Source organism: Ciceribacter sp. RN22 (assembly GCF_024054295.1).
In the GTDB taxonomy this organism is placed as follows: Bacteria; Pseudomonadota; Alphaproteobacteria; order Rhizobiales; family Rhizobiaceae; genus Allorhizobium; species Allorhizobium lividum.
In genome coordinates this window covers 285307-306743 of the sequence record NZ_JAMXLD010000001.1, presented here as the reverse complement: position 1 = coordinate 306743, position 21437 = coordinate 285307, and the positions used below count along the sequence as shown (strand labels likewise).

Sequence of the window (21437 nt, the reverse complement as noted above, 5' to 3'; positions counted from 1 at the left end):
CGCCACGGAGAGGCTGAAGATGACCGACATTCACAATATGGCAGGGCGGAGCTCGTCGGCAGCAGCGATTGCCAATGTCCTGTCGATCGCCGGTTCCGATCCGTCCGGCGGTGCCGGCATTCAGGCCGATCTCAAGACCTTCTCCGCGCGCGGTGTCTACGGCATGGCGGTCGTGACCGCCCTGACGGCGCAGAACACCCAAGGCGTGAGCGGCATACACGTCGTGCCGCCGGATTTCGTGGCGGAGCAGATCCGAACGGTCTTCGCCGATATCCGCGTGGATGCCGTCAAGATCGGCATGATCGCCGACGTGGCGATTGCGGGAGCCGTGGCCGATGTCCTTGCTCGTCTTCACGAGGTGCCGGTGGTTCTCGATCCGGTGATGATCGCCAAGGGCGGCGCGTCGCTGCTCACGGATGACGCGGTAGCGGCTCTCACCGGCCGGCTTCTGCCCATCGCGACAGTCATCACCCCCAATCTGCCGGAGGCGGCGGCCCTTCTCGGAGAGCCCGAGGCATGCAATCGGGACGAAATGGCCGGTCAGGCGCTCCGCCTCATGCGGTTTGGCGCGAAAGCGGTGCTGGTCAAGGGGGGACACCTTCCGGGAGCCGACAGTCCCGATGTGCTCGCGTCTGCCGCGGGTCTTACCTGGTTCGAGGCGCCACGCGTTGCGACCCGCAACACGCACGGTACCGGCTGCACGCTGTCGAGCGCGATCGCCGCCGAGCTTGCCAAGGGAGCGTTGCCGGAAGAGGCCGTCGCTGTCGCAAAGGCCTACGTCGCCGGAGCGATCAATGCCGCGGACGCCCTGAACGTCGGCTCCGGGCACGGGCCGGTGCACCACTTTCATGCGCTCTGGAGAGACGAAGGCGCACCGTAACCAGTTAGCCCGTCAGGGCATCCGAGAGTCGAGCGTGATTTCCTCGCCGTCGACGGCGAATGTGCCGTAGCCGCGATGATGAATGGTCCGCGGCGCCGTTTGGGCGGGGTCATACCACGCCTTCACCACCTCCAGGACGAACAGATTGTAGCGTGCGACGAATCCCTGATCGCCTACGCGGCATTCGAGGTTGGCGAAGCACTCGCCGATGAGCGGCGCACGCACTTCCTCGGCGGGCAGGGGCGTCAGACCGATCGTCGCAAACTTGTCGGTGTCCCGGCCGGAGCAGTTGCCGACTGCCACAACCTTTTCGACGAGTTCGACGGTCGGGATGGCGATCACGCATTCGCCGGTTTGCTGGAGCGCATGAAAGCTGTGATCGGCAGCACTGACGATGCAGGCGATCATCGGCGGAGTGAATTCCATCATCATGTGCCACGACATGGTCATGACGTTGGGCCGGCCGCCTTCCGAGGTCGTCAAGAGGACGACCGGGCCGGGTTCGATGAGCTGGTAGACCTTGGAAAGCGGAAATTCCTTCATGACCGCGGTCCTTCCTTCGATGACTGTTGTCCCTTTCTCTGAGCGTCGAGCCAGGCGCGATAGGATTGCGCGTCGCCATAGTCGAAGAAGCGGTTGAAGTGTTCGTGCGGATCGACGGCCCGGCGGGCGTGCTTGACAGGGCACCAGAAGGCCTCGGTACGGCCAGCGATCTCGCGGGCGTAGGCGATTACCCCATTTGCATAGCCGCAATAGATGCAGTTGAGTTTCTCGATGCCGTTGAGATAGGCGAGGTGGTGCCGGTCGATGATGACATGGTCGCTCCTCCTGACCCGCGGAATGCCGTAGGCGCGGAAGCAGATGTGCTGGTAGATCGTCACCGAGAGATCAAGAAAGACGAGCGGCACGATGAGTGCGTAGATCATCGGCGCCGTCAGGACATAGGCGACATGGGCGCGGGTGATGTAGGGCCAGAGGTTGATGCGATAGCGGGACTGGAACTCGCGGACATCCCGTTCGAAGCGTACCTTGCCGCGCTGCAGGCGGTAGCGGAAATGCTCGCGCTGGGCCTTGAGCTGGCGTTCGATCTCCGCCTCGAACTCGAGCCGTGTTGCCCTCAGGCGCTCTTCGATCTCTTCAAGGACATTCCTCTCCACGCGCCTGTTCCTTTCCCTGTCCGGGCTCCGCGGACTTCAGAGGATAGCGGTTGCATTTCGGGCGGAAGGAACGGCACGCCGGTTTCCGCACGCGCTTCTGACGAGCAGCCGAGAGGAGACTAGGCCTTGCCGGAGGGGCTGTCGATGGCGAACGATAAGAACGCCGGACCCGGCTGCTCCGGCGTTCTCGTTCCGATCGTTTGGTTGCCTTCAGTGATCGGCTTTGATGAAAGTGCCGTTCTGCAGGTCGCGCATCGCCTGCATCAGTTCCTCGCGGGTGTTCATGACGATCGGTCCGTGCCAGGCGACCGGCTCGCGGATCGGCTTGCCCGTGACGAGAAGGAAGCGGATACCCTCTTCGCCGGCCTGCACCGTGACCTCGTCGCCGGTGTCGAAGACGACGAGCGTGCGGTTGCCGGAAAGGTCGCGGATGTTGAGTTCCTGCCCCTGGTACTCCTTCTCCACCTTCACGCCGAAGGGCTTCGAGGCATCGCGGAAGGTGCCGGAGCCGGCGAAGATATAAGCGAAGGCCGACCGATAGGTATCGACCGGGAAGCTCTTCCGTTTGCCCGGCGGAACCGAGATGTCGAGATAGACGGGCTCGGCGGCAATGCCGTCGACGGGACCGGTCTTACCCCAGAAGTCTCCGGTGATGACGCGGACTGCGGTGCCGTCATCGTCGACGATCAAGGGAATGTCCGCGCTCTTGACGTCCTGATAGCGCGGTGCCGTCATCTTCAGCGACGACGGCAGGTTCGCCCAGAGCTGGAAACCGTGCATTCTGCCGGCAAAGTCGCCTTTCGGCATTTCCTGGTGCATGATGCCGCTTCCCGCCGTCATCCACTGCACGTCACCGGCACCGAGCAGGCCCTGATTGCCGAGGCTGTCGCCGTGCTCGACGGTGCCGGCCAGGACGTAGGTGATGGTCTCGATGCCGCGATGGGGATGCCACGGAAAGCCGCGGAGGTAGTCCGACGGATTGTCGTTGCGGAAATCATCCATCATCAGGAAGGGATCGGTCATCGACGGATCGCCGAAGCCGAAGACCCGATGCAATTTGACACCGGCCCCTTCCATCGCCGGCGTGGCGCGACTTTCATGTTTCACAGGTCGAATGGACATGGAATTGCTCCTTTCGAGCGGAATTTCAGTTGCCCCCAATATAGGGAAATCCGGCGGGTGGCGAAGACCGTTCCCCGGAACGCAGTGTTCACAGAACGCAATCCTCCGGCGCAAAATGTGATCGCGCCGACCAGTCAAAATTCGGCCGCGAATGGGCTATTTAGCTTTCGTTATCCAAATCAGGCAAAAGTAGTTAATCCCTTGCCGCCATTGGCGGAATGCATCCGGAGTCTATTGCAGCATGTGTCGCTGGGCAGCCTATCGTGGTCAACCGATCTATCTCGAAGAACTGGTGAGCTCTCCCGCGCATTCCCTGATCGAGCAGTCCCATTGCGCCACCCGCGCGAAGACGGCGACCAATGCAGACGGTTTCGGCATCGCCTGGTATGGAGATCGCCCGGAACCCGGACGCTTCCGCGATGTTCTGCCGGCCTGGTCGGACTGTAATCTCAAGAGCATGGCACGGCAGATCCGTTCACGGCTCTTTCTGGCGCATGTCCGCGCGGCGACGCACGGTTCCACGCGTCGGGACAACTGCCATCCCTTCGTCTGCGACACCTGGTCCTTTATGCATAATGGTCAGATCGACCACTTCGATCGCCTGCGCCGGTCGATGGAATCGATGCTCGACGACGAACACTTCAATGCCCGTGTCGGCACGACCGACTCCGAACTCCTGTTCCTGCTCGCGCTGCAGTTCGGCATGCGCGAGCGGCCGCTCGCCGCCATGGCCGAGGCGATAGGCTTTGTCGAGCAGCTGAGCCTCAATCTGACCGGCAGCGCAAAGGTACGGTTCACCGCCGCCTTCTCCGACGGGCACTCGCTTCATGCGGTGCGCTACGCGACTGACGCCTATGCGCCGACCCTCTTCGCCGCGCCGATGGGAGAGGGCGGGCACTGCCTCGTTTCCGAGCCGCTCAACGATGATACCGATGCGTGGATGGAGATTCCGGCCGGTAGTGCGGTGACACTCTCGGAAAAAGGGATCGAAGTCGTCCGTTTCCAACCGGCGGTCGACGGTGCGGCCGTGCTGCAGCCGGCCATGGCCGGCTGAGCCGCCATTCTCGTCTCAGAATGGAATACCGAGCTCCGCCCTGAGTTTCTTCGTAAGACCGGCGGCGACAAGCTCGTAAGAGCGGTGGAGATAATGGCGCAGTTCATCATCTGACAGCGGCGCCGTCGGTGAGACGGCGACCCACTTGCGCTTGGCGAAATAGGGCGCCTGACCGACGCCGTCGAGCGCGGTCAGGATCTCGAAGCTCTCCTCGCTGACCTTGAATGCGATCTTGGCGCCGTCGTCGTTCAAGACCGCAAAAACCTTGTCGCCGACTTTGGCGACGCGCGACTCCCATTGGTCCACGAGGGTCACTCCAGCCAAGCCGGTGACGAAGGCGTCGAAGCCTGCGCGTTCGAAGAGGCTCATCGGAGTGCTCCCTGGTTCAGGTGCTCGGCGATCCAGTACGCAAGACGCTCGGCGACCGTATCCTTGTCGAGTTCCGGCCATTCCTCGACGCCGGTCTTGGTGATCAGTTTCACCCGGTTGCGGGCACCACCCATAATGCCGGTTCCCGGTGAGACGTCGTTGGCGACAATCAGGTCGGCACCCTTCTTTTCGAGTTTGATACGGCCGTTCTGCTCGACATCCTGGGTTTCGGCGGCGAAGCCGACCACGATCGTCGGGCGCTTCTCATGGTGCCCTATCGTTCTGAGGATATCGGGATTCTCGGTAAGCTGCAGCGGCGCAGGAGCCTCCCCTGGCGTCTTCTTGATCTTCTGGCCGGCGGAGGTCGCCACGCGCCAGTCGGCGACAGCCGCGACCATGACTGCGATATCTGCCGGCAGGCGCGAAATAACCGCGTCCCGCATCTCTTCTGCCCTCTCCACATGAAGCGTGGCGACACCGGCGGGATCTGGAATGGTCACGGGGCCGGATATGAGGGTGACCTCTGCGCCGAGCTTCGCCAGCGCCGCTGCGATCGCATGGCCCTGCCGTCCGGACGAGCGATTGGCGATGTAGCGGACCGGGTCGATCGGTTCATGCGTCGGCCCCGACGTCACGACCGCCGTCTTGCCGGCAAGCGGTTTCGGGCCGCCATCCAGGAGGGTCTCTATGGCTGCAACGATGTCGAGCGGCTCCGCCATGCGACCGACACCCCGCTCGCCGGCCTCCGCCATTTCACCTTCCGCAGGGCCGACGAAGGTCATGCCGTCCGCCTTCAGCAGCGAAATATTGCGCTGGGTCGCCGGGTTCGACCACATCATCGGGTTCATGGCCGGCGCCATCAGGACGGGACGCGAGCGCGCAAGCAGCACGGTCGAGGCAAGATCGTCGGCAAGACCGTTGGCCGCCTTCGCCATCAGGTCGGCGGTGGCAGGGGCCACGACGATCAGGTCACACTCCCGCGCAAGGCGGATATGGCCGACGTCCTGCTCGTCTTCACGGGAGAAGAGGTCGGTATAAACACGGCTCGCGGAGAGCGCGCCGACTGCAAGCGGGGTGACGAATTCCTGTGCGGCCCGCGTCATGACCGGCCGGACCGTCGCGCCGCGCTCGCGCAATCGACGAATGAGGTCGAGGCTCTTGTAGGCGGCGATGCCGCCGGAAATGACAAGGAGGATGCGTTTGGCGGATAAGCTCATCTGATGGTCCGGTCGCTCGTTTGCGCGAACCTACCGCAAGGCACGGCAAATCGAAATCGATTTTCGCCGGAGGCGTGGAAGCCGGATCGTCCCCGCACTCTCTCAGCAAGGCTTGAGAGTGACCTTGACGTCGCACGGCTTGCCGAAGAACGGTGCGGAGGTGACGATGAGCCGGCATCCTGCCTCCACGAAAGCGCCGACATTGTCCTCCGTGATGCCGCCGGCGACTGCTACGACCGGGCTTGGACGCTGCCGTCGGGCGAGTTCCACCACCACTGCCGTTTCCTGAGGCGAAAATTTTTCCAATTGTATCACGTCGGCGCCGCAGGCGATCAGCTGCTCGGCGGCCTCGACCGTTGCCGCCTCGACGACGATCTTCTTCTCCGGAGCCTGTGCCCGAAGCTTTGTCATCCAGATCTCCGGCGGTTCGTCGACGAAGGCCAGGTGCTCGGGAAAGACGAGAATGGTTTCAGACAGGCCGAGACGATGCATGATACCGCCACCTGCCCGTATTGCCCGGATGCTGACTTCCTTCGTGCCGGGAAAATTCTTGCGGGTGCATGCAATCACTGTCTCCGGCGCCACGTTGCGGGCCGCATCGACGATCCGGCGCGTACGTGTTGCAATTCCTGAAAGGTACTCGACAAGGGTTTGTGAGATTTTCCACACGGCATGCAGGCTCTGCGCGCTGCCCTGGGCCGACAGGAATATCTCTCCTGCCGCCAGCATGCGACCGCTCGGCAGCAGGTGATCGATGCGGACACCCCGCATTTCGAGCATGCGACCCGCCTCCTCGCTGCCGCAGAGCACCATCGGGTTGCGGGCGCAGTAAGTGATTTCTGCTGATCGTGCGCCGATTCCGAGGCTTTCGGTGGTCAGATCGCCGAGCGGTACGTCCTGTAGCAGGAGTTGATCGAGAAGGCTGTCAGATAGTCTGGACATGGCAATCTCCGGACATGAGGTCGAACCCGTGACGTCGGGTTCGGTTGTCATGCCAGATGCAATGCAAGATGTATGCCGTCCGGTCCTGCGATTGCGTGCCGGCGCCGGGTCAGCGGATCTGGACAGCGATGTAGACGAGTGATGCCGCGATGACCCAGAGCGCCAGGCGGTCGAGCCTGCCATGGCGCGCTTCGGCACGCCCAATCGCGTCAGTGGTTTCCTGGTCGAGGCGCAGGCCGTTTTCGCTCATCGCCATAAGTTCGGTATGGAACTTCTCGGTCTTCACTGCGATCTCGGGGATCGCCTCTGCTAGACGGATGGCCGCGTGCAATCCGTCTTTCAGGTCGGTGACGATCCGCTTGGGGCCGAGATTGTCGCGAATCCAGCCGGAAACGACGGGTTCGGAGGCCTTCCACATGTTGAATTGCGGATTGAGCATGCGCGCCACACCCTCGACCACCACCATGGTCTTCTGCAGCATGACGAGCTCGGGGCGAGTCGCCATGTCGAAGAGTTCGGTCACCTCGAAAAGCAGCGTCAGCAGCCTTCCCATGGAGATGGTCTCGGCCGGCTGACCGTGGATCGGCTCGCCGATCGCGCGGATCGCCTGCGCGAAACTCGCGACGTTGTGGTGGGAGGGTACGTAGCCGGCCTCGAAGTGCACCTCCGCGACGCGCAGATAGTCGCGGGTGATGAACCCGTAGAGGATCTCCGCCAGGAAGCGCCGCTCCTTCTTGCCGAGCCGACCCGCAATCCCGAGGTCAACGGCGACGATCATGCTGCTTTCGTCGACGAAGAGATTGCCGGGGTGCATGTCGGCATGGAAGAAGCCGTCCCGTAACGTATGACGCAGGAAGGACTGGATCAGCGTATCGGCAAGTGCATTGAGATCGTACCCCGCCGCCTTGAGCGCCTCGACGTCCGACATCTTGATGCCGTCGATCCATTCCATGGTGACGACGTCACGCCCGGTGCGTTCCCAGTCGACGGCGGGGACCCGGAATCCCGGATCGTTCTTCGTATTCTCGGCGAGTTCGGACAGTGCCGCGGCCTCGAGCCGGAGGTCCATCTCGACCTTGGTCGTCTGCTCGAGCGTGCGCGTCACTTCTACCGGCTTCAGCCGTCGCATATGCGGCAAGAAGCGTTCCTGCAGGCGCGAGACGATGTACATCGCCTCGAGGTCGGCGGCGAAGCGCCGGCGAACACCGGGACGGATGACCTTGATCGCGACCTTCCTGCGGCCCTGACCGGTCTCGACCTCACCGAGGTGGACCTGTGCGATCGAGGCGGCAGCGATCGGTTCATCGAAGGAGGCGTAGAGTTCGCCGACGGGACGTCCGAGCGACTCGCGGATGGAAATCTTGGCGGCTTCGGTCGGGAAGAAGTCCATCCGATCCTGCAGGCCGGAAAGGTCTTCCGCGATCTCCGCGCCGACGACGTCGGGGCGGGTAGCGAGGAACTGGCCGATCTTCACGTAGGATGGGCCGAGGCGGGCCACCGCCTTCGACAGACGATCCGAGCGCCGTTCGCGCATCGCGCGCTTGCGGGCGAGCAGCCCGGCGGCCGACTGGGCAAAGACGAGCATCGGCGGCAGGCCTTCGGAGGGCAGGGCGGATATCACACCCTCGCGCACCAGAACCCAACCGACCCGCGCCAGGCGGAAATATGCGCCGATCGTGCTCATCGTGCGTTGTCAGCCTCAAGGGCCCGGCCGCGGAGGGACTTCATGGAGAATGCCCTCATAGGTCAGAGCTTCCAGCCGGAATGCAGCGCGGCAATGCCACCGGTGTAGTTGGTGAAGGTGACACGCGAAAACCCGGCTTTTGAAATCATCGCTGCGAAGTCGCGTTGATTGGGGAACTTGCGGATGGACTCCACGAGATACTGGTAGGGCTCGGCGTCGCCTGTGATCATTTTGCCGAATTGCGGGATCGCCTTGAACGACCACTCGTCGTAGAACCGGTCGAGCAGCGGCATGTCGACCTCCGAGAACTCGAGCACGAGGAGGCGCCCACCTCGTTTCAGCACACGATACGCTTCCTTCAGCGCGACCTCGATATGCGGCACGTTTCGGATGCCGAAAGCGATGGTATAGGCGTCGAAGCTGTTGTCCTCGAAGGGCAGCTCTTCGGCATTCGCCTCGACGAAGGTAATATTGTCGGAGAGCCCTTTCTTTGCGGCCCTTTCGGCGCCGACGGCGAGCATGGAGCCGTTGATGTCGAGAACGGTCGCGAGTGCGAGGCGATCGGAGGCTTCGATGATGCGGAAGGCGATGTCACCGGTTCCTCCGGCGACGTCGAGTACCTTGTATGCCGGATCCTTGCGGGGGTTGAGTGCTGCGACCATGGCGTTCTTCCAGACCCGGTGAAGGCCTGCGGACATGACGTCGTTCATGATGTCGTAGCGCTTGGCCACCTTGTGGAAGACGTCGTTGACGAGCCCCTGTTTCTCGTCTTCCTGCACATCGCGGAAGCCGTACGATGTCGCCATGCCGCCTTCGGCGGTCGTGCGGGTTTCAGCCATGTGCTCGCTCCATTGTCCTTTATGGCCGGGTGACCATAGCGAAATCGTCCAAGGCACGCTATCTGTCTCGCCGGTACCGGCTGCGACACCTTCGCGCTGGTCTATAGACCACAAGAAGCGTGGTTGAAACAGAAAGATGGGCCAGCAATGCCGGAATTGCCAGAGGTAGAGACGGTCAGGAGAGGGCTTGCTCCGGCGATGGAGGGTGCGCGTATCGGGCGCCTGGAATTGCGCCGAGCCGATCTCCGTTTTCCGTTTCCGACGGCCTTCTCCGATCGTGTTTCCGGCACCCGTATCGTCGGGCTCGGTCGGCGGGCGAAGTACTTGCTGATCGACCTCGACAGCGGCGAGACGGTGATCGCCCATCTCGGCATGTCCGGCTCGTTCAGGGTTGAGCATGAGGCGGAGAACGAACTGCCTGGAGCCTTCCACCACGTCCGCTCGAAGGACGAGAAGCACGATCACGTCGTCTTTCATATCGAAGGGGCGCAAGATGCCGTGCGCGTCATATATAATGACCCACGGCGCTTCGGCTTCATGGATCTTGTGCCGCGCGTCGATCTCGACAGCTATCCTGCGTTCCGTCATCTCGGCCCCGAACCGGTCGGCAATGCTCTCGACGCGGCAGGTCTAGCCGCGCGTTTTGCCGGGCGCAGCCAGCCGCTCAAGGCGGCACTGCTCGACCAGAGCAATATAGCGGGGCTCGGCAATATCTATGTTTGCGAGGCGCTCTGGCGCGCCGGGCTTTCGCCGTTGCGGGCAGCGGGGACGATGGTAACGCCGACCGGCAAGCCGAAGAGGGAGCTTGTCCGCCTTGTCGAGGCCATCCGCGCCGTCATCGCCGATGCCATCGCCGCCGGGGGCTCCTCGCTGCGCGATCATATCCGCACGGACGGCACGCTCGGCTATTTTCAGCACACTTTCCGTGTCTATGACCGCGACGGTCACGCTTGCGCGAACCCCGAATGCGACGGTACCGTGGCGCGCATCGTCCAGGCCGGCCGCTCGACATTCTATTGCAGCCGCTGCCAGGAATAGCCACCGACCAAGGGAGAGATTGGAATGACTTATGAGACGCTGCTTGTGGAGGTTCGCGGCCGTGTGGCGATCGTCACGCTCAACCGGCCGCAGGCGCTGAACGCGCTCAATTCGACCGTGATGGCGGAATTGCGCCAGGTGCTCGCGGGCGTCCAGAAGGACGGTGACATTGGCGCGGTCGTGCTTACAGGTTCGGAAAAGGCTTTCGCGGCCGGTGCCGATATCAAGGAGATGCAGTCCCTCGACTTCGTCGACGCCTATCTCGGCGATTTCATCAGCGGGTGGGAGGAAGTCGCAGGCTTTCGCAAGCCGATGATCGCCGCCGTTTCCGGCTTCGCGCTCGGCGGTGGCTGCGAGCTTGCAATGATGTGCGACTTCATCATCGCCTCGACCACGGCCAAGTTCGGCCAGCCCGAAATCACGCTCGGCGTCATACCGGGCATGGGTGGCTCGCAGCGCCTGACCCGCGCTGTGGGTAAGGCGAAGGCAATGGATCTCTGCCTGACCGGCCGCATGATGGACGCCGCGGAAGCCGAGCGCTCGGGGCTCGTGGCGCGCATCGTCGAGCCTGAACGGCTGCTCGAGGAGGCGATCGCTGCGGCCGAGAAGATCGCGGCCTTTTCCGCCCCCGCCGTGCTGATGGCGAAGGAGAGCGTCAATCGCGCCTTCGAGCTGACGCTGGCCGAGGGGTTGCGTTTCGAACGGCGTCTTTTCCATTCGCTCTTTGCGACGGAGGATCAGAAGGAGGGCATGGCGGCCTTCGTGGAGAAGCGCAAGGCGGCATTCAGGAACCGTTGAGGGCAAAAGCGGCCGGGGCAGCGCGGTCCTGACGAAATTGCGCGTTGACGGCGGTCCGCTTTCCCGCTATATGCCCGCCCACAGTTAGGAAAGCTTCTGGCTTTTCCGCGATTGCTCCCGAATTGCTGAATGCGTAGGTCGCAAGGACCCGATGCGGCGATGGCGGAGTTTGGTTAGAATTCGAAGAGAGGCATCCATGGCCAATACCACTTCGGCGAAGAAGGCGACCCGCAAGATCGCTCGCCGCACTGCAGTCAACAAGGCTCGCCGTTCGCGGGTTCGTGGTTTCATTCGCAAGGTCGAAGAGGCCATCGCTACCGGCGACGTTGCCGTAGCGCGTGAAGCTCTCAAGGCCGCCCAGCCCGAGCTGCATCGTGCGGCGACCAAGGGTGTCCTGCACGCCAATACCGCATCGCGCAAGATTTCGCGTCTTGCCCAGCGCGTTAAGGCACTGGCCGTCTAATTTAAGACACAATATCGCCACTTTTCGTGAAGCTCGGCTGTCCAGCCGGGCTTTTCGTGTTTTCTTTCATATCGTTGTCATTGGTCTGTCACGTTGACACTAGGATGTCATTACGGTGACAAGAAAAATCAAATAAAAACAAAAGCTTATCAGAGGTGATGTGGAGGGCCTCCTCTTCACTTAACGGCAGGCGCCACCAGTTTCGAGTCAAGCGAATTTATTTTTTTTTTGTCGCAAAGGACCTTCGCGTCTCCTCATTTTTGAATCCCCTTGATTCAACAGCGATTCTTTTTTCCTCGATTGTGGCGGACAAAATTCGGGTCGGGAGTCAATGGTTCGAACTTAATTTTGGGTAAAATTCACTGTTGATCTTGGCTTTTGATCCTGCCTAAATGGCTTCCAACGAGAGGCACGGAGTTGACCTCGGGGGCGATCTGCAACTGCTGGTCAGGTGCTGAAATGTCCCGGTGGCTCTCGTAGCGGAATGGTTCTGATTCCGTTTTTTCATCCAGTGTTTGACCTTGCATCGTAATCCGCTCGGATTGCGACGGGGTGAGTTTGTGCACAGTTTCAGGGGCTGGCGAAAGTAGTAAGGAGTAGGCGAGGGCGCGGCCGAATGTCCGTTTCGAGGGTGGGCGATCGGCGAGTTTGATGAATGAAAAGGGGGACTGGCCTTGGGCCGTCACGACAGGGTGCCTGATCCGCTTGGCATGGGATCTGGCCTCGTTTTCGTGAGGTGTGCTGTTTTCTTGTGAGAGGCACCACGGGCAGTCAAAGGCAGCTGGGCGGGAAGATTGCACTGTTCGGCGAAGGTAATTTTTGGAAGGCGGCAAAATGCAAATTAATTCACTGACGGCCGGTGCAGCGGTTGACGGGAACCATGCACGGGAGACGACGGGTATTGTTCGTTCTGAAGCGGCGGAGGACTCGTCCGTGGCAACGCAAGATGTGTTGTTCGAGCGCTTCAGTGCCAGGCTGAAGGCTCAGGTCGGGCCGGATGTCTATGCGAGTTGGTTCGGCCGGCTGAAGCTGCATTCGGCTTCGAAGAGCGTTCTGCGACTGTCGGTCCCCACGACCTTCCTCAAGTCCTGGATCAACAATCGCTACCTGGACCTGATCACGAATATCCTTCAGCAGGAGGACGCGAGCATCCTGAAGGTGGAGATCGTCGTGCGCAGCGCAAGCCGCGGCGTGCGCCCACAGGCGCCGGACGAACATCACAAGCCAGTTTCCGAAACCGTTCCGTCGTCCACCGTTCGCAAGCCCTCCGCGCCCCAGCAGATCGGGCAGGTTTCCGCCCACCAGGGCGCTGCTCCCCGCTCGGCTCCGCCCGGACCGCTGTTCGGTTCGCCGCTGGACTCTCGTTTTACCTTCGACGGTTTCATCGAAGGCGCCTCGAACCGTGTCGCGCTTGCGGCGGCCAAGACCATTGCCGAGGCTGGCGCCGGTGCCGTTCGCTTCAATCCGCTTTTCATTCATTCGTCGGTCGGTCTCGGCAAGACCCATCTGCTGCAGGCCATTGCCAACGCTGCGATCCAGAGCCCGCGGGCGCCGCGTGTCGTTTATCTGACGGCCGAATATTTCATGTGGCGCTTCGCGACTGCCATCCGCGACAACGACGCGCTGACGCTGAAGGACTCGCTGCGCAACATCGACCTGCTCATCATCGACGACATGCAGTTCCTGCAGGGCAAGATGATCCAGCATGAGTTCTGCCATCTCCTGAACACGCTGCTCGACAGCGCCAAGCAGGTGGTCGTGGCCGCCGATCGTGCGCCCTGGGAGCTGGAGTCGCTCGACCCGCGGGTTCGCTCGCGCCTGCAGGGCGGCGTTGCGATCGAGATGGAGGCGCCTGATTTCGAGATGCGCTTCTCCATGCTGAAGAAGCGGCTCGAAGCCGCGCAGAAGGACGACGGCTCGCTCGACATTCCCGTCGAGATCCTCGCGCACGTGGCGCGCAGTGTCGCAAGCAGCGGCCGTGATCTCGAAGGCGCCTTCAACCAGCTGATCTTCCGTCGATCGTTCGAGCCGAACCTTTCGGTCGACCGGGTGGACGAACTGCTCGCCCATCTGGTGGGTGCGGGAGAACAGAAGCGCGTCCGCATCGAGGACATCCAGCGGGTCGTGGCGCGCCATTACAACGTTTCGCGCCAGGAACTGGTCTCCAACCGTCGCACCCGGGTCATTGTGAAGCCGCGGCAGATCGCGATGTACTTGTCGAAGACGCTGACCCCTCGCTCCTTCCCGGAGATCGGCCGCCGTTTCGGCGGACGCGACCACACCACCGTGCTGCACGCGGTCCGGAAGATCGAAGAGATGATCGGCGCCGATACCAAGCTCAGCCACGAGATCGAGCTTCTCAAGCGGCTGATCAACGAGAACAACGCATGAGGCAAGGCCGGCGGAGACGCCGGCCTTTCGCTTTCTGAGACAGCCGTAGGAGACACGATGCCCCACGATCCGTCGCTTGCCTTCTACGAAGCGAATGCGGGCTCCTACGCCGTGCGCCGCCGATCTTTGCCGCATGACAGGCTCGAGGCCTTTCTTGGCGCGCTGGTGCCCGGCTCGCGGATTCTCGAGCTCGGCTGCGGTGCCGGCGACGACAGCGCCGCCATGCTTGCGCGAGGGTTCGACGTCGTACCGACCGACGGCTCGGCGGCTATGGCGCAGCAGGCCGAAATACGGCTTCGCCGTCCGGTGCGGGTCATGCTCTTCTCCGAGCTCGACGCCAGCGCTGCCTATGATGGCGTCTGGGCCAATGCCTGTCTCTTGCACGTGCCATTGGCGGAACTTCCCTCGGTAATTGGGAAAATCCGCCGCGCCCTGCGCCCGTCCGGACTGTTCTATGCAAGCTTCAAGGCAGGGCAGCAGGAGGGCTGCGACCGGTTCGGCCGCTATTACAATCGGCCGGCGCCGGAATGGCTCATCCATCAGTACAGGATGCAAGGATTTGCCGAACCGGTCGTCGAATGCGCACATGGTGGCGGCTACGACGGTGTGGCGACGGAATGGCTTCACGTAGTCGCAAGGCCGGCCTGAACCGGCGTTGAGGCTGAGCCCTTCGTGCCTTGTCGTTTCCCGCTCGCCGGATCCGCGTTTCGCCAGCGGCGGAAATCGGGTGGTGGACCATCCTGAGATTTGCGATCTTTCCGGAAAAGGAAAGATGCGATGGCTCACAAGGAAATGGCAACCGCGGAATGGCTGATGCTTCTCGGGCTCTCGCTGCTTTGGGGCGGATCCTTTCTCTTCAACGGAATTCTGGTCAAGGTCTGGCCACCGCTCACCATCGTGACGGCTCGGGTCCTGCTGGCGGCGATTACGCTCTGGATCGTTGTCCGGCTGTCGGGGATTGCCGTGCCGAAAAGCCGTGACGCCTGGCTTTCCTTCTTCGGCATGGGGCTTCTCAACAACGCCATTCCCTTCACGCTGATCGTCTGGGGGCAGACCCATATCGCAAGCGGGCTCGCGGCGATCCTCAATGCCACCACGCCACTTTTCGGGGTTCTCGTCGCACATCTGTTGACCGAAGACGAGAAGCTGACAGTGAACCGCGTGGCGGGATTGTTGATCGGCCTCGCCGGGGTTGTGATCATGATCGGGCCAGCCGTGCTCGGCGACCTCGGTGGTGATGCCTGGGGCGAACTTGCCGTCCTCGGTGCGGCGCTGAGCTACGCCTTTGCCAGCGTCTACGGCCGCCGTTTCCGCCGCATGGGGTTGCCGCCACTCCTGCCCGCCGCCGGCCAGGTGACGGCCTCGTCCTTGCTGCTGCTGCCGGTAGCGCTCTTCATCGATCGCCCCTTCGCCCTGCCGCTCCCTGGGCCTGAGGCCTAGGCGGCGCTGTTCGGGCTCGCCGTTCTCTCGACCGCGCTCGCCTACATCCTCTTTTTCAGGATTCTCGCGACGGCGGGTGCGACGAATATCATGCTGGTCACAATCCTCATCCCGCCGAGCGCGATCCTCTTGAGCGCGGTGGTTCTTGGCGAGCGGCTCGCCCCGCGACACTTCGTCGGAATGCTGGCGATCGGACTCGGCCTTCTCGCCATCGATGGCAGGCTGTGGCGCCGTCTGACGGCCCGCGCCTCTCGGACTAAAGCCTCTAGCGACTGGCGGCTGCGATGATCTCGGGGCTTTGAGGGGCGAATGGAGAGCGATCCCAGTCTCCATACCAGTGGACGGTATGGAAGCCGGCTTCATCGAGAAGGCGGGCAATGGTGTCCCGGCTCGGAAAACGCAAGGTACTCGCGCCCGTTCGCTGTTCAGCTGTCTCGGTGAGCGTGAAAACGGTGTCGAAGGTGACGTGCTCCGCGTCGACATGTTGCACCTGGTAGTAGACTTCGACCGGACCAAGACAGGGAATGACGGCCCTTTCCCGAGTAAGCTCTTCGGTCCACTGCTCCCATTCACGGACGAGTGGATTGCGGCTTTCGAAGACCAGGCGGCCGTCGGGTGCGAGGTGCTTGCGTGCGGCAGCGAGAACCGCACCTACCTCTGCATCGTCGAGAAAAACCTGGAAGACATGTCCGGTCATGATAATCAGATCGAATTCTCGACCGAGCCTGAAGTCCACGGCGTTACCGGAAATCCACTCGACCATACCGTCAGTATCCTTGGCTCGCGCGACCGCGAGCATGCCGGAAGCCGGGTCCAGTCCGGTCACCGCATGTCCGCGCCGGGCAAGCGCGAGCGTCAGCGAGCCGGTACCGCAGCCGAGATCCAGAATGCGGCAGGGTTTGTCCACAAGTCGGAGATAGAATTCGCGATCGGGGCCGTCGCCGTTGAAGCTGTCGTAGAGGATCGCCATGTCGTGTCGAGCAAAGGCGTCGTCGACGGGCAATGGCGTTCTCCCTTTTTCTAACAGGCGAGATCGGCGACGACGGCGTCGAGGATCAGCATCCCCTTCGGCGTGCAACGCAGTCTGGAATTGCCCAGCCGCTCGATAAACCCGTGTTCCAGTAAAGTCTGCTCGCGCGCCGGGTCCGGGTCGCGGCCGGAGAGCTGCTGCCAGCGGGCGAGATCGACGCCTTCCCTCAGGCGGAGGCCCATCAGCAGCAGTTCGTCGGCCTGCTCGTCGGTACCGAGGACCTCCTGGTCCACCATGCCGTGGCCGTCGCGCTCGACGGCGGCGAGCCAGCCTTCGGGGTTGCGTTCGGTCGCGGTGGCAAGCTTCTCCCGTCCCCGCGACAGGCGGCCATGGGCGCCGGGACCGATCCCCGCGTAATCGCCGTAGCGCCAGTAGGTGAGGTTGTGGCGGCTTTCGGCACCCGGCCGTGCATGGTTTGAGACTTCATAGGCCGGCAGGCCGGCGCTGGCGGTGATCTCCTGTGTCGCCTCGTAGAGATCTGCGGACAGGTCGCCATCCGGCACCACCAGCTTTCCGGCCTTGTGCAGGCCAAAGAAGGGTGTGCCTTCCTCGATCGTCAACTGATAGAGCGACAGATGGTCGACGGCATAGGAAATCGCCTGCCGCAGCTCCGGTTCCCAGGTTTCGACGGTCTGGCCGGGACGCGCATAGATCAGGTCGAAGGACATCCTCGGGAAGATCTCGCGGGCGAGCGTGATCGCTTTCAGCGAGTCCGCCACGTCGTGCAACCGGCCGAGAAATCTCAGATCCTGGTCGTTGAGCGCCTGGACGCCGAGAGAGACGCGGTTAACGCCCGCCGACCGGTAGCCGCGGAACCGGGTCGCCTCCACGCTCGAAGGATTGGCCTCCATGGTGATTTCGATGCCGTCCGGCACATGCCAGTGCCGAGCTATCCCCTCGAGGATTGCTGAGACGGTCGCCGGCTCCATGAGGGATGGCGTTCCGCCGCCGAGGAAGATGCTGGTGACGGTCTTCGGGCCGCTGAGGCGCCGCATGGTTTCCATTTCCCGCAGGAAGGCCGCGACGAAGCGCGGCTGGTCCACGGGCTGGTGGCGTACATGGCTGTTGAAGTCGCAGTACGGGCACTTTGCCGCGCAGAACGGCCAGTGGACATAGACGCCGAAGCCGGGTTCGCCCGTGTCGGGAAGAAGGAACGGTGCGGCGTCCGACATACCGGTGTCAGGCCTCCAGGCAGGTTTCGACGAAGAGCTTGAATGCGCGGGCGCGATGCGACAATGCGGTCGCCTGTCCGGGCTTCCAGCCGTGTTTTTCCTGTGCCGTCATCTCGCCGAAAGTTCTCTCGTGCCCGACCGGCTGGAAGACCGGATCATAGCCGAAACCGGAAGTGCCGCGCGGGGGCCAGACGACGGTCCCTTCGACCTCGCCGCGGAACGTCTCGGTGTGGCCGTCGGGCCAGGCGAGGCAGAGCACGCTGACGAAGCGTGCCGTGCGCTCGTCCGGTGCGGTCGCGCCGCGGTCCTGCAGGGCCTTTTCGACCTTTTCCATCGCCATGGCGAAATCACGGCTGCCGTCCTCGCGTTCGGCCCAGTTCGCGGTATAGACGCCGGGCGCGCCATCGAGGGCGTCGATCACCAGCCCGGAATCGTCGGAAAGAGCCGGCATACCGGAGGCCTTCGCCGAGGCAAGCGCCTTGATGGCGGCGTTTTCCTCGAAGGTGGTCCCGGTCTCCTCCGGCTCTTCGAACTTCAGATCGGCCGCCGATTTTGCGGAGAATCCGAGTGGCCCGATGAGATCGGCAATCTCGGCGATCTTGCCGGCGTTGTGGCTGGCAACGACGATGGTCTTGGTTTCGAGTTTGCGCATGCGGCAGGTCCTATTCGAGATTCCAGAGACGAGGCTCTGCACATTCCAGGCTGTTGCCGGCCGGATCGCGGAAATAGATCGACCGGGCACCGTTCGGCCAGTGGAAGTCGGCCTCGATCGCGACGCCGCCCGCCCGGAGCCGGGCAACGACGGCATCCATCTTCTCACGCGAGACCCGGAAGCAGGCATGCCCCGGACCGGTCGCGCCGTGCGGCGGTACGGGAAGAGCATCGGCCGGCGCAGGATGCGCGGTCGCCGAAGGATCGAAGATCAGCAGGATGCCGGCGCCGCAGCGAAAGAACACGTGCCGGCCTTCGTGCCGGATCACGACGTCCAGCCCGAGCACGCGGCCGTAGAAATCCTCGGCCGCCTCGAGGTCGGAGACGTAGAGCACCGTTTCCAGAATGCCTTCGAGCTCGGTCGACATTATCTGCTCCCGTGCCTTGCGGCGGCAATCAGAGGATCGCCTGCTTCTGCAAGGTCACCAGCTCGCCGATGCCGTTGCGCGCAAGGCGCATCAGCGTCAGGAACTCGTCCTCGGTGAAGGGGGTGCCTTCCGCCGTTCCCTGGATTTCGACGATCGCGCCGCTTCCGGTCATGACGAAATTGGCGTCGGTTTCCGCGGCCGAGTCTTCGAGATAGTCGAGATCGATGACCGGCTGGGTTGCGAAGACGCCGCACGAGATCGCGGCGACATGATCCTTGAGCACTCTGTCGACCTTGACCATGTTGCGTGCTTCCATCCATTTCAGGCAGTCGTGCAGCGCGATCCAGCCACCTGTGATGGAGGCGGTGCGGGTGCCGCCGTCCGCCTGGATAACATCGCAGTCGATGGTGATCTGGCGTTCGCCGAGGGCTTCCAGATCAACGACGGCGCGCAGCGAACGGCCGATCAAGCGCTGGATTTCCTGGGTTCGTCCGCCCTGCTTGCCGGCTGCCGCTTCCCGCTTCATGCGCTCTCCGGTGGCTCGTGGCAGCATGCCGTATTCGGCGGTGACCCAACCCTTGCCGCTGTTACGCAGCCACGGCGGCGTCTTGTCCTCGAGGCTCGCCGTGCAGAGCACATGGGTGTCCCCGAACTTCACGAGACAGGAACCTTCCGCATGCTTCGAGAAATTGCGCTCGAACGAGATCTTGCGCATCTGGTCGGTTTTTCTGCCTGACGGCCGCATTGGCTTCTCCTTGAAACTTTCTATGGCCTTCTACGGTCGAGCGCTGCGATTTGCAAAGAAAAACCGGCGTTTCACCGCGGGCGGAACAGGGATTTTCCCGTTTGTGATCGGACTGCAAGTGACTATATTCGCCTAGGGCATTGTTCGAACAGGGTTTGCATCGTAACGGTCATGGCGAATACTCCGGTCAAAGAGATATCTTCCGCGCTGGACGACCGTTCGCGTGAGATTTTCCGGCGCATCGTCGAAAGCTATCTCGACTCGGGAGAGCCGCTCGGTTCGCGCAACCTTTCGCGCCTCCTGCCGATGTCTCTTTCCCCCGCCTCCGTGCGCAATGTCATGAGCGACCTCGAGGATCTCGGGCTCATATACGCACCGCATATCAGCGCCGGCCGGATGCCGACGCAGCAGGGGCTGCGTTTCTTCGTCGATGCCTTCATGCAGGTCGGCAATCTGTCGGAGAGCGAACGCAAAAGCATCGAGCGGCAGATTCGTCCGCACGATGCCGATCAGCCGCTGGAAAACTTGCTCACCGACGCGAGCCGCATGCTTTCGGGTTTGTCCCGCGGGGCGGGGCTGGTGATCGCCGCCAAGAGCGACCAGATCCTGAAGCACGTGGAGTTCATCCGGCTGGAGCCCACGAAGGCATTGGCGGTGCTGGTCGGCGAACACAACCAGATCGAAAACCGCATCATCGACCTGCCCGCAGGCGTGACGGCATCGCAACTGACAGAGGCGGCCAACTTCATCAATGCGAACCTCGCCGGGCAGACACTACCTGAACTGCGAGGCCAGCTCGTCAAGCTGAGGGAGCAGGTCGCCGGTGAGCTCGACGCGCTGTCGCAGGACCTGGTCGAGCGTGGTCTCGCCGTGTGGTCCGGTGGGGCAGAGGTGGAGAAGCCGACACGGCTCATTGTTCGAGGTCGCGCCAATCTGCTCGAAGGGGTGGCGGGCGCCGAGGATATCGACCGGCTGCGTCTCCTTTTCGACGATCTGGAGCGCAAGGAAAGCCTGATCGAAATCCTCAATCTCGCAGAAAGCGGCCCCGGGGTCCGGATCTTCATCGGGTCGGAGAACAAGCTGTTCTCGCTTTCCGGGTCGTCGCTGATCGTCGCGCCGTACAGGGACAGCGACGAGCGGATCGTAGGCGCTGTCGGCGTCATCGGCCCGACGCGGCTCAACTATTCCCGCATCGTTCCCATGGTCGACTACACCGCGCAGCTCATGGCGCGCCTTTCACGGTCCAAGCGTTAGGCTTGTCGGTGGGTCGATTGCTGTTCCCGCGGCGATATCGCACCGGAGCCTTGATTTTTTGCCCTCAAACCCTGATATCGGGCACGAATTCCAAACGAGATTCAATCGGAGAACGTCATGACCGACGAAACCAAGAAAAACGGACCTGACGCCACTGTCGCTGAAAACCAGATCGACGAGCAGCAGAACGGGGAAGCCGAAGCGCCGAAGGCGGAAGTAGATCCCCTGGAGGCACTGAAAGCCGAGAATGCCGAACTGCGTGATCGTTTCCTTCGGCTTGCCGCCGAGATGGACAACCTGCGTCGCCGTACCGAGCGCGATGTGAAGGATGCCAAGGCATATGCGGTAACCGGCTTCGCCCGCGACATGCTGGCCGTCTCTGACAACCTGCGCCGCGCTCTCGATGCCGTCACGGAAGAGGCGCGCGCGTCCGCCGACGCCGGTCTCTCTGCGCTCATCGAAGGTGTGGAGATGACAGAACGCGGCATGCTTTCGACGCTTGAACGGCATGGTGTCCGCAAGATCGAGCCGCAGGGCCAGAAGTTCGACCCGAACTTCCACCAGGCCATGTTCGAGATTCCCAATCCCGATGTCCCGAACAACACTGTCGTCCAGGTGGTGCAGGCGGGCTTTACAATCGGCGATCGCGTTCTGCGCCCGGCGATGGTCGGTGTCGCGAAGGGCGGCCAGAAGGCCGAAGCCCAGCCGGAGGCCAATGCCGCATCGGCTGCAGGGAAGGAAGCCTGATTCTGCTCCGGTCTTT

At 62.6% G+C, this 21437-nt stretch carries 22 protein-coding genes and 1 pseudogene; 10 read left to right on the top strand and 13 right to left on the bottom strand.

Translation table 11 applies throughout. From position 1 onward, the window contains the following. Window positions 1–19 precede the first annotated feature (19 nt). Window positions 20–880, top strand: coding sequence for a bifunctional hydroxymethylpyrimidine kinase/phosphomethylpyrimidine kinase (gene thiD, locus NHF53_RS01505; protein ID WP_252832819.1), 861 nt, complete (start codon window positions 20–22; stop codon window positions 878–880). 12 nt (window positions 881–892) lie between these two features. Here thiD and NHF53_RS01500 read toward each other — a convergent pair whose 3' ends face one another. From NHF53_RS01500 to NHF53_RS01490, 3 genes are all read right to left on the bottom strand, one after another. Then, the gene (locus NHF53_RS01500; protein WP_252832818.1) at window positions 893–1423 is read right to left on the bottom strand and encodes a flavin reductase family protein; all 531 of its coding nucleotides are present in this window, start codon (window positions 1421–1423) and stop codon (window positions 893–895) included. Next, window positions 1420–2037, bottom strand: a complete 618-nt coding sequence (locus NHF53_RS01495) for a hypothetical protein (protein ID WP_252832817.1) — start codon at window positions 2035–2037, stop codon at window positions 1420–1422. The genes NHF53_RS01500 and NHF53_RS01495 overlap by 4 nt, the downstream gene beginning before the upstream one ends. Window positions 2038–2247: 210 nt before the next feature. After that, window positions 2248–3159 carry a pirin family protein gene (locus tag NHF53_RS01490; RefSeq protein ID WP_252832816.1) on the bottom strand — a complete coding sequence of 304 codons (912 nt, stop codon included), beginning with the start codon at window positions 3157–3159 and terminating at the stop codon, window positions 2248–2250. Between the two features lie 241 nt (window positions 3160–3400). On the opposite strand from NHF53_RS01490, the gene NHF53_RS01485 reads away from it, so the two are divergent. After that, complete coding sequence (locus tag NHF53_RS01485; protein ID WP_114363590.1) at window positions 3401–4213, top strand: class II glutamine amidotransferase; 813 nt, start codon at window positions 3401–3403, stop codon at window positions 4211–4213. Between the two features lie 15 nt (window positions 4214–4228). Here NHF53_RS01485 and NHF53_RS01480 read toward each other — a convergent pair whose 3' ends face one another. The 5 genes from NHF53_RS01480 to ubiE all read right to left on the bottom strand — a co-directional run bounded on the left by NHF53_RS01480 (window position 4229) and on the right by ubiE (window position 9264). After that, window positions 4229–4582, bottom strand: a complete 354-nt coding sequence (locus NHF53_RS01480; RefSeq protein ID WP_114363589.1) for an MmcQ/YjbR family DNA-binding protein — start codon at window positions 4580–4582, stop codon at window positions 4229–4231. Beyond that, complete coding sequence (gene coaBC, locus NHF53_RS01475) at window positions 4579–5799, bottom strand: bifunctional phosphopantothenoylcysteine decarboxylase/phosphopantothenate--cysteine ligase CoaBC (protein WP_252832815.1); 1221 nt, start codon at window positions 5797–5799, stop codon at window positions 4579–4581. The genes NHF53_RS01480 and coaBC overlap by 4 nt, the downstream gene beginning before the upstream one ends. 102 nt (window positions 5800–5901) lie before the next feature. Next, window positions 5902–6741 carry a ModD protein gene (gene modD, locus NHF53_RS01470; protein ID WP_252832814.1) on the bottom strand — a complete coding sequence of 280 codons (840 nt, stop codon included), beginning with the start codon at window positions 6739–6741 and terminating at the stop codon, window positions 5902–5904. A gap of 109 nt (window positions 6742–6850) precedes the next feature. Then, on the bottom strand, window positions 6851–8425 hold the full coding sequence (ubiB, locus tag NHF53_RS01465) for a 2-polyprenylphenol 6-hydroxylase (RefSeq protein WP_252832813.1): 1575 nt from the start codon (window positions 8423–8425) through the stop codon (window positions 6851–6853). A gap of 62 nt (window positions 8426–8487) precedes the next feature. Continuing rightward, window positions 8488–9264 (bottom strand): bifunctional demethylmenaquinone methyltransferase/2-methoxy-6-polyprenyl-1,4-benzoquinol methylase UbiE, encoded by a 777-nt coding sequence (gene ubiE / locus NHF53_RS01460; RefSeq protein ID WP_252832812.1) that lies wholly within the window; start codon window positions 9262–9264, stop codon window positions 8488–8490. A gap of 147 nt (window positions 9265–9411) precedes the next feature. Between ubiE and mutM the strand changes: the two genes are divergently transcribed. The 6 genes and pseudogenes from mutM to NHF53_RS01430 all read left to right on the top strand — a co-directional run bounded on the left by mutM (window position 9412) and on the right by NHF53_RS01430 (window position 15682). Further along, window positions 9412–10302 carry a bifunctional DNA-formamidopyrimidine glycosylase/DNA-(apurinic or apyrimidinic site) lyase gene (mutM, locus tag NHF53_RS01455; protein WP_252832811.1) on the top strand — a complete coding sequence of 297 codons (891 nt, stop codon included), beginning with the start codon at window positions 9412–9414 and terminating at the stop codon, window positions 10300–10302. A 24-nt stretch (window positions 10303–10326) separates the two neighbouring features. Beyond that, complete coding sequence (locus tag NHF53_RS01450) at window positions 10327–11100, top strand: enoyl-CoA hydratase (RefSeq protein WP_252832810.1); 774 nt, start codon at window positions 10327–10329, stop codon at window positions 11098–11100. 196 nt (window positions 11101–11296) lie between these two features. After that, the gene (gene rpsT / locus NHF53_RS01445) at window positions 11297–11563 is read left to right on the top strand and encodes a 30S ribosomal protein S20 (RefSeq protein WP_112685733.1); all 267 of its coding nucleotides are present in this window, start codon (window positions 11297–11299) and stop codon (window positions 11561–11563) included. An 834-nt stretch (window positions 11564–12397) separates the two neighbouring features. Continuing rightward, window positions 12398–13954 carry a chromosomal replication initiator protein DnaA gene (dnaA, locus tag NHF53_RS01440; RefSeq protein ID WP_114363846.1) on the top strand — a complete coding sequence of 519 codons (1557 nt, stop codon included), beginning with the start codon at window positions 12398–12400 and terminating at the stop codon, window positions 13952–13954. Between the two features lie 57 nt (window positions 13955–14011). After that, complete coding sequence (locus NHF53_RS01435) at window positions 14012–14602, top strand: bifunctional 2-polyprenyl-6-hydroxyphenol methylase/3-demethylubiquinol 3-O-methyltransferase UbiG (RefSeq protein ID WP_252832809.1); 591 nt, start codon at window positions 14012–14014, stop codon at window positions 14600–14602. Between the two features lie 129 nt (window positions 14603–14731). Then, window positions 14732–15682 (top strand): annotated as a pseudogene (locus NHF53_RS01430) (DMT family transporter). On the opposite strand, the gene NHF53_RS01425 reads toward NHF53_RS01430, so the two are convergent. The 5 genes from NHF53_RS01425 to rph are packed head-to-tail and all read right to left on the bottom strand — an operon-like array spanning window position 15660 to window position 19420. Then, a complete protein-coding gene (locus tag NHF53_RS01425; RefSeq protein ID WP_252832808.1) occupies window positions 15660–16397 on the bottom strand; it encodes a bifunctional 2-polyprenyl-6-hydroxyphenol methylase/3-demethylubiquinol 3-O-methyltransferase UbiG in 738 nt (245 codons plus the stop codon). The pseudogene NHF53_RS01430 and the gene NHF53_RS01425 overlap by 23 nt on opposite strands. Window positions 16398–16414: 17 nt before the next feature. Continuing rightward, window positions 16415–17596, bottom strand: coding sequence for a radical SAM family heme chaperone HemW (gene hemW, locus NHF53_RS01420; protein WP_252832807.1), 1182 nt, complete (start codon window positions 17594–17596; stop codon window positions 16415–16417). Between the two features lie 7 nt (window positions 17597–17603). Continuing rightward, window positions 17604–18248 (bottom strand): RdgB/HAM1 family non-canonical purine NTP pyrophosphatase, encoded by a 645-nt coding sequence (gene rdgB, locus NHF53_RS01415; RefSeq protein WP_252832806.1) that lies wholly within the window; start codon window positions 18246–18248, stop codon window positions 17604–17606. Between the two features lie 10 nt (window positions 18249–18258). Next, a complete protein-coding gene (locus tag NHF53_RS01410; RefSeq protein WP_252832805.1) occupies window positions 18259–18675 on the bottom strand; it encodes a VOC family protein in 417 nt (138 codons plus the stop codon). A gap of 28 nt (window positions 18676–18703) precedes the next feature. Continuing rightward, window positions 18704–19420 carry a ribonuclease PH gene (gene rph / locus NHF53_RS01405; RefSeq protein ID WP_112685717.1) on the bottom strand — a complete coding sequence of 239 codons (717 nt, stop codon included), beginning with the start codon at window positions 19418–19420 and terminating at the stop codon, window positions 18704–18706. Between the two features lie 171 nt (window positions 19421–19591). Between rph and hrcA the strand changes: the two genes are divergently transcribed. Both hrcA and grpE read left to right on the top strand, forming a co-directional pair. Beyond that, complete coding sequence (gene hrcA / locus NHF53_RS01400; protein ID WP_112685715.1) at window positions 19592–20674, top strand: heat-inducible transcriptional repressor HrcA; 1083 nt, start codon at window positions 19592–19594, stop codon at window positions 20672–20674. Between the two features lie 117 nt (window positions 20675–20791). After that, on the top strand, window positions 20792–21421 hold the full coding sequence (grpE, locus tag NHF53_RS01395; protein ID WP_252832804.1) for a nucleotide exchange factor GrpE: 630 nt from the start codon (window positions 20792–20794) through the stop codon (window positions 21419–21421). The last annotated feature ends 16 nt before the right edge of the window (window positions 21422–21437 follow it).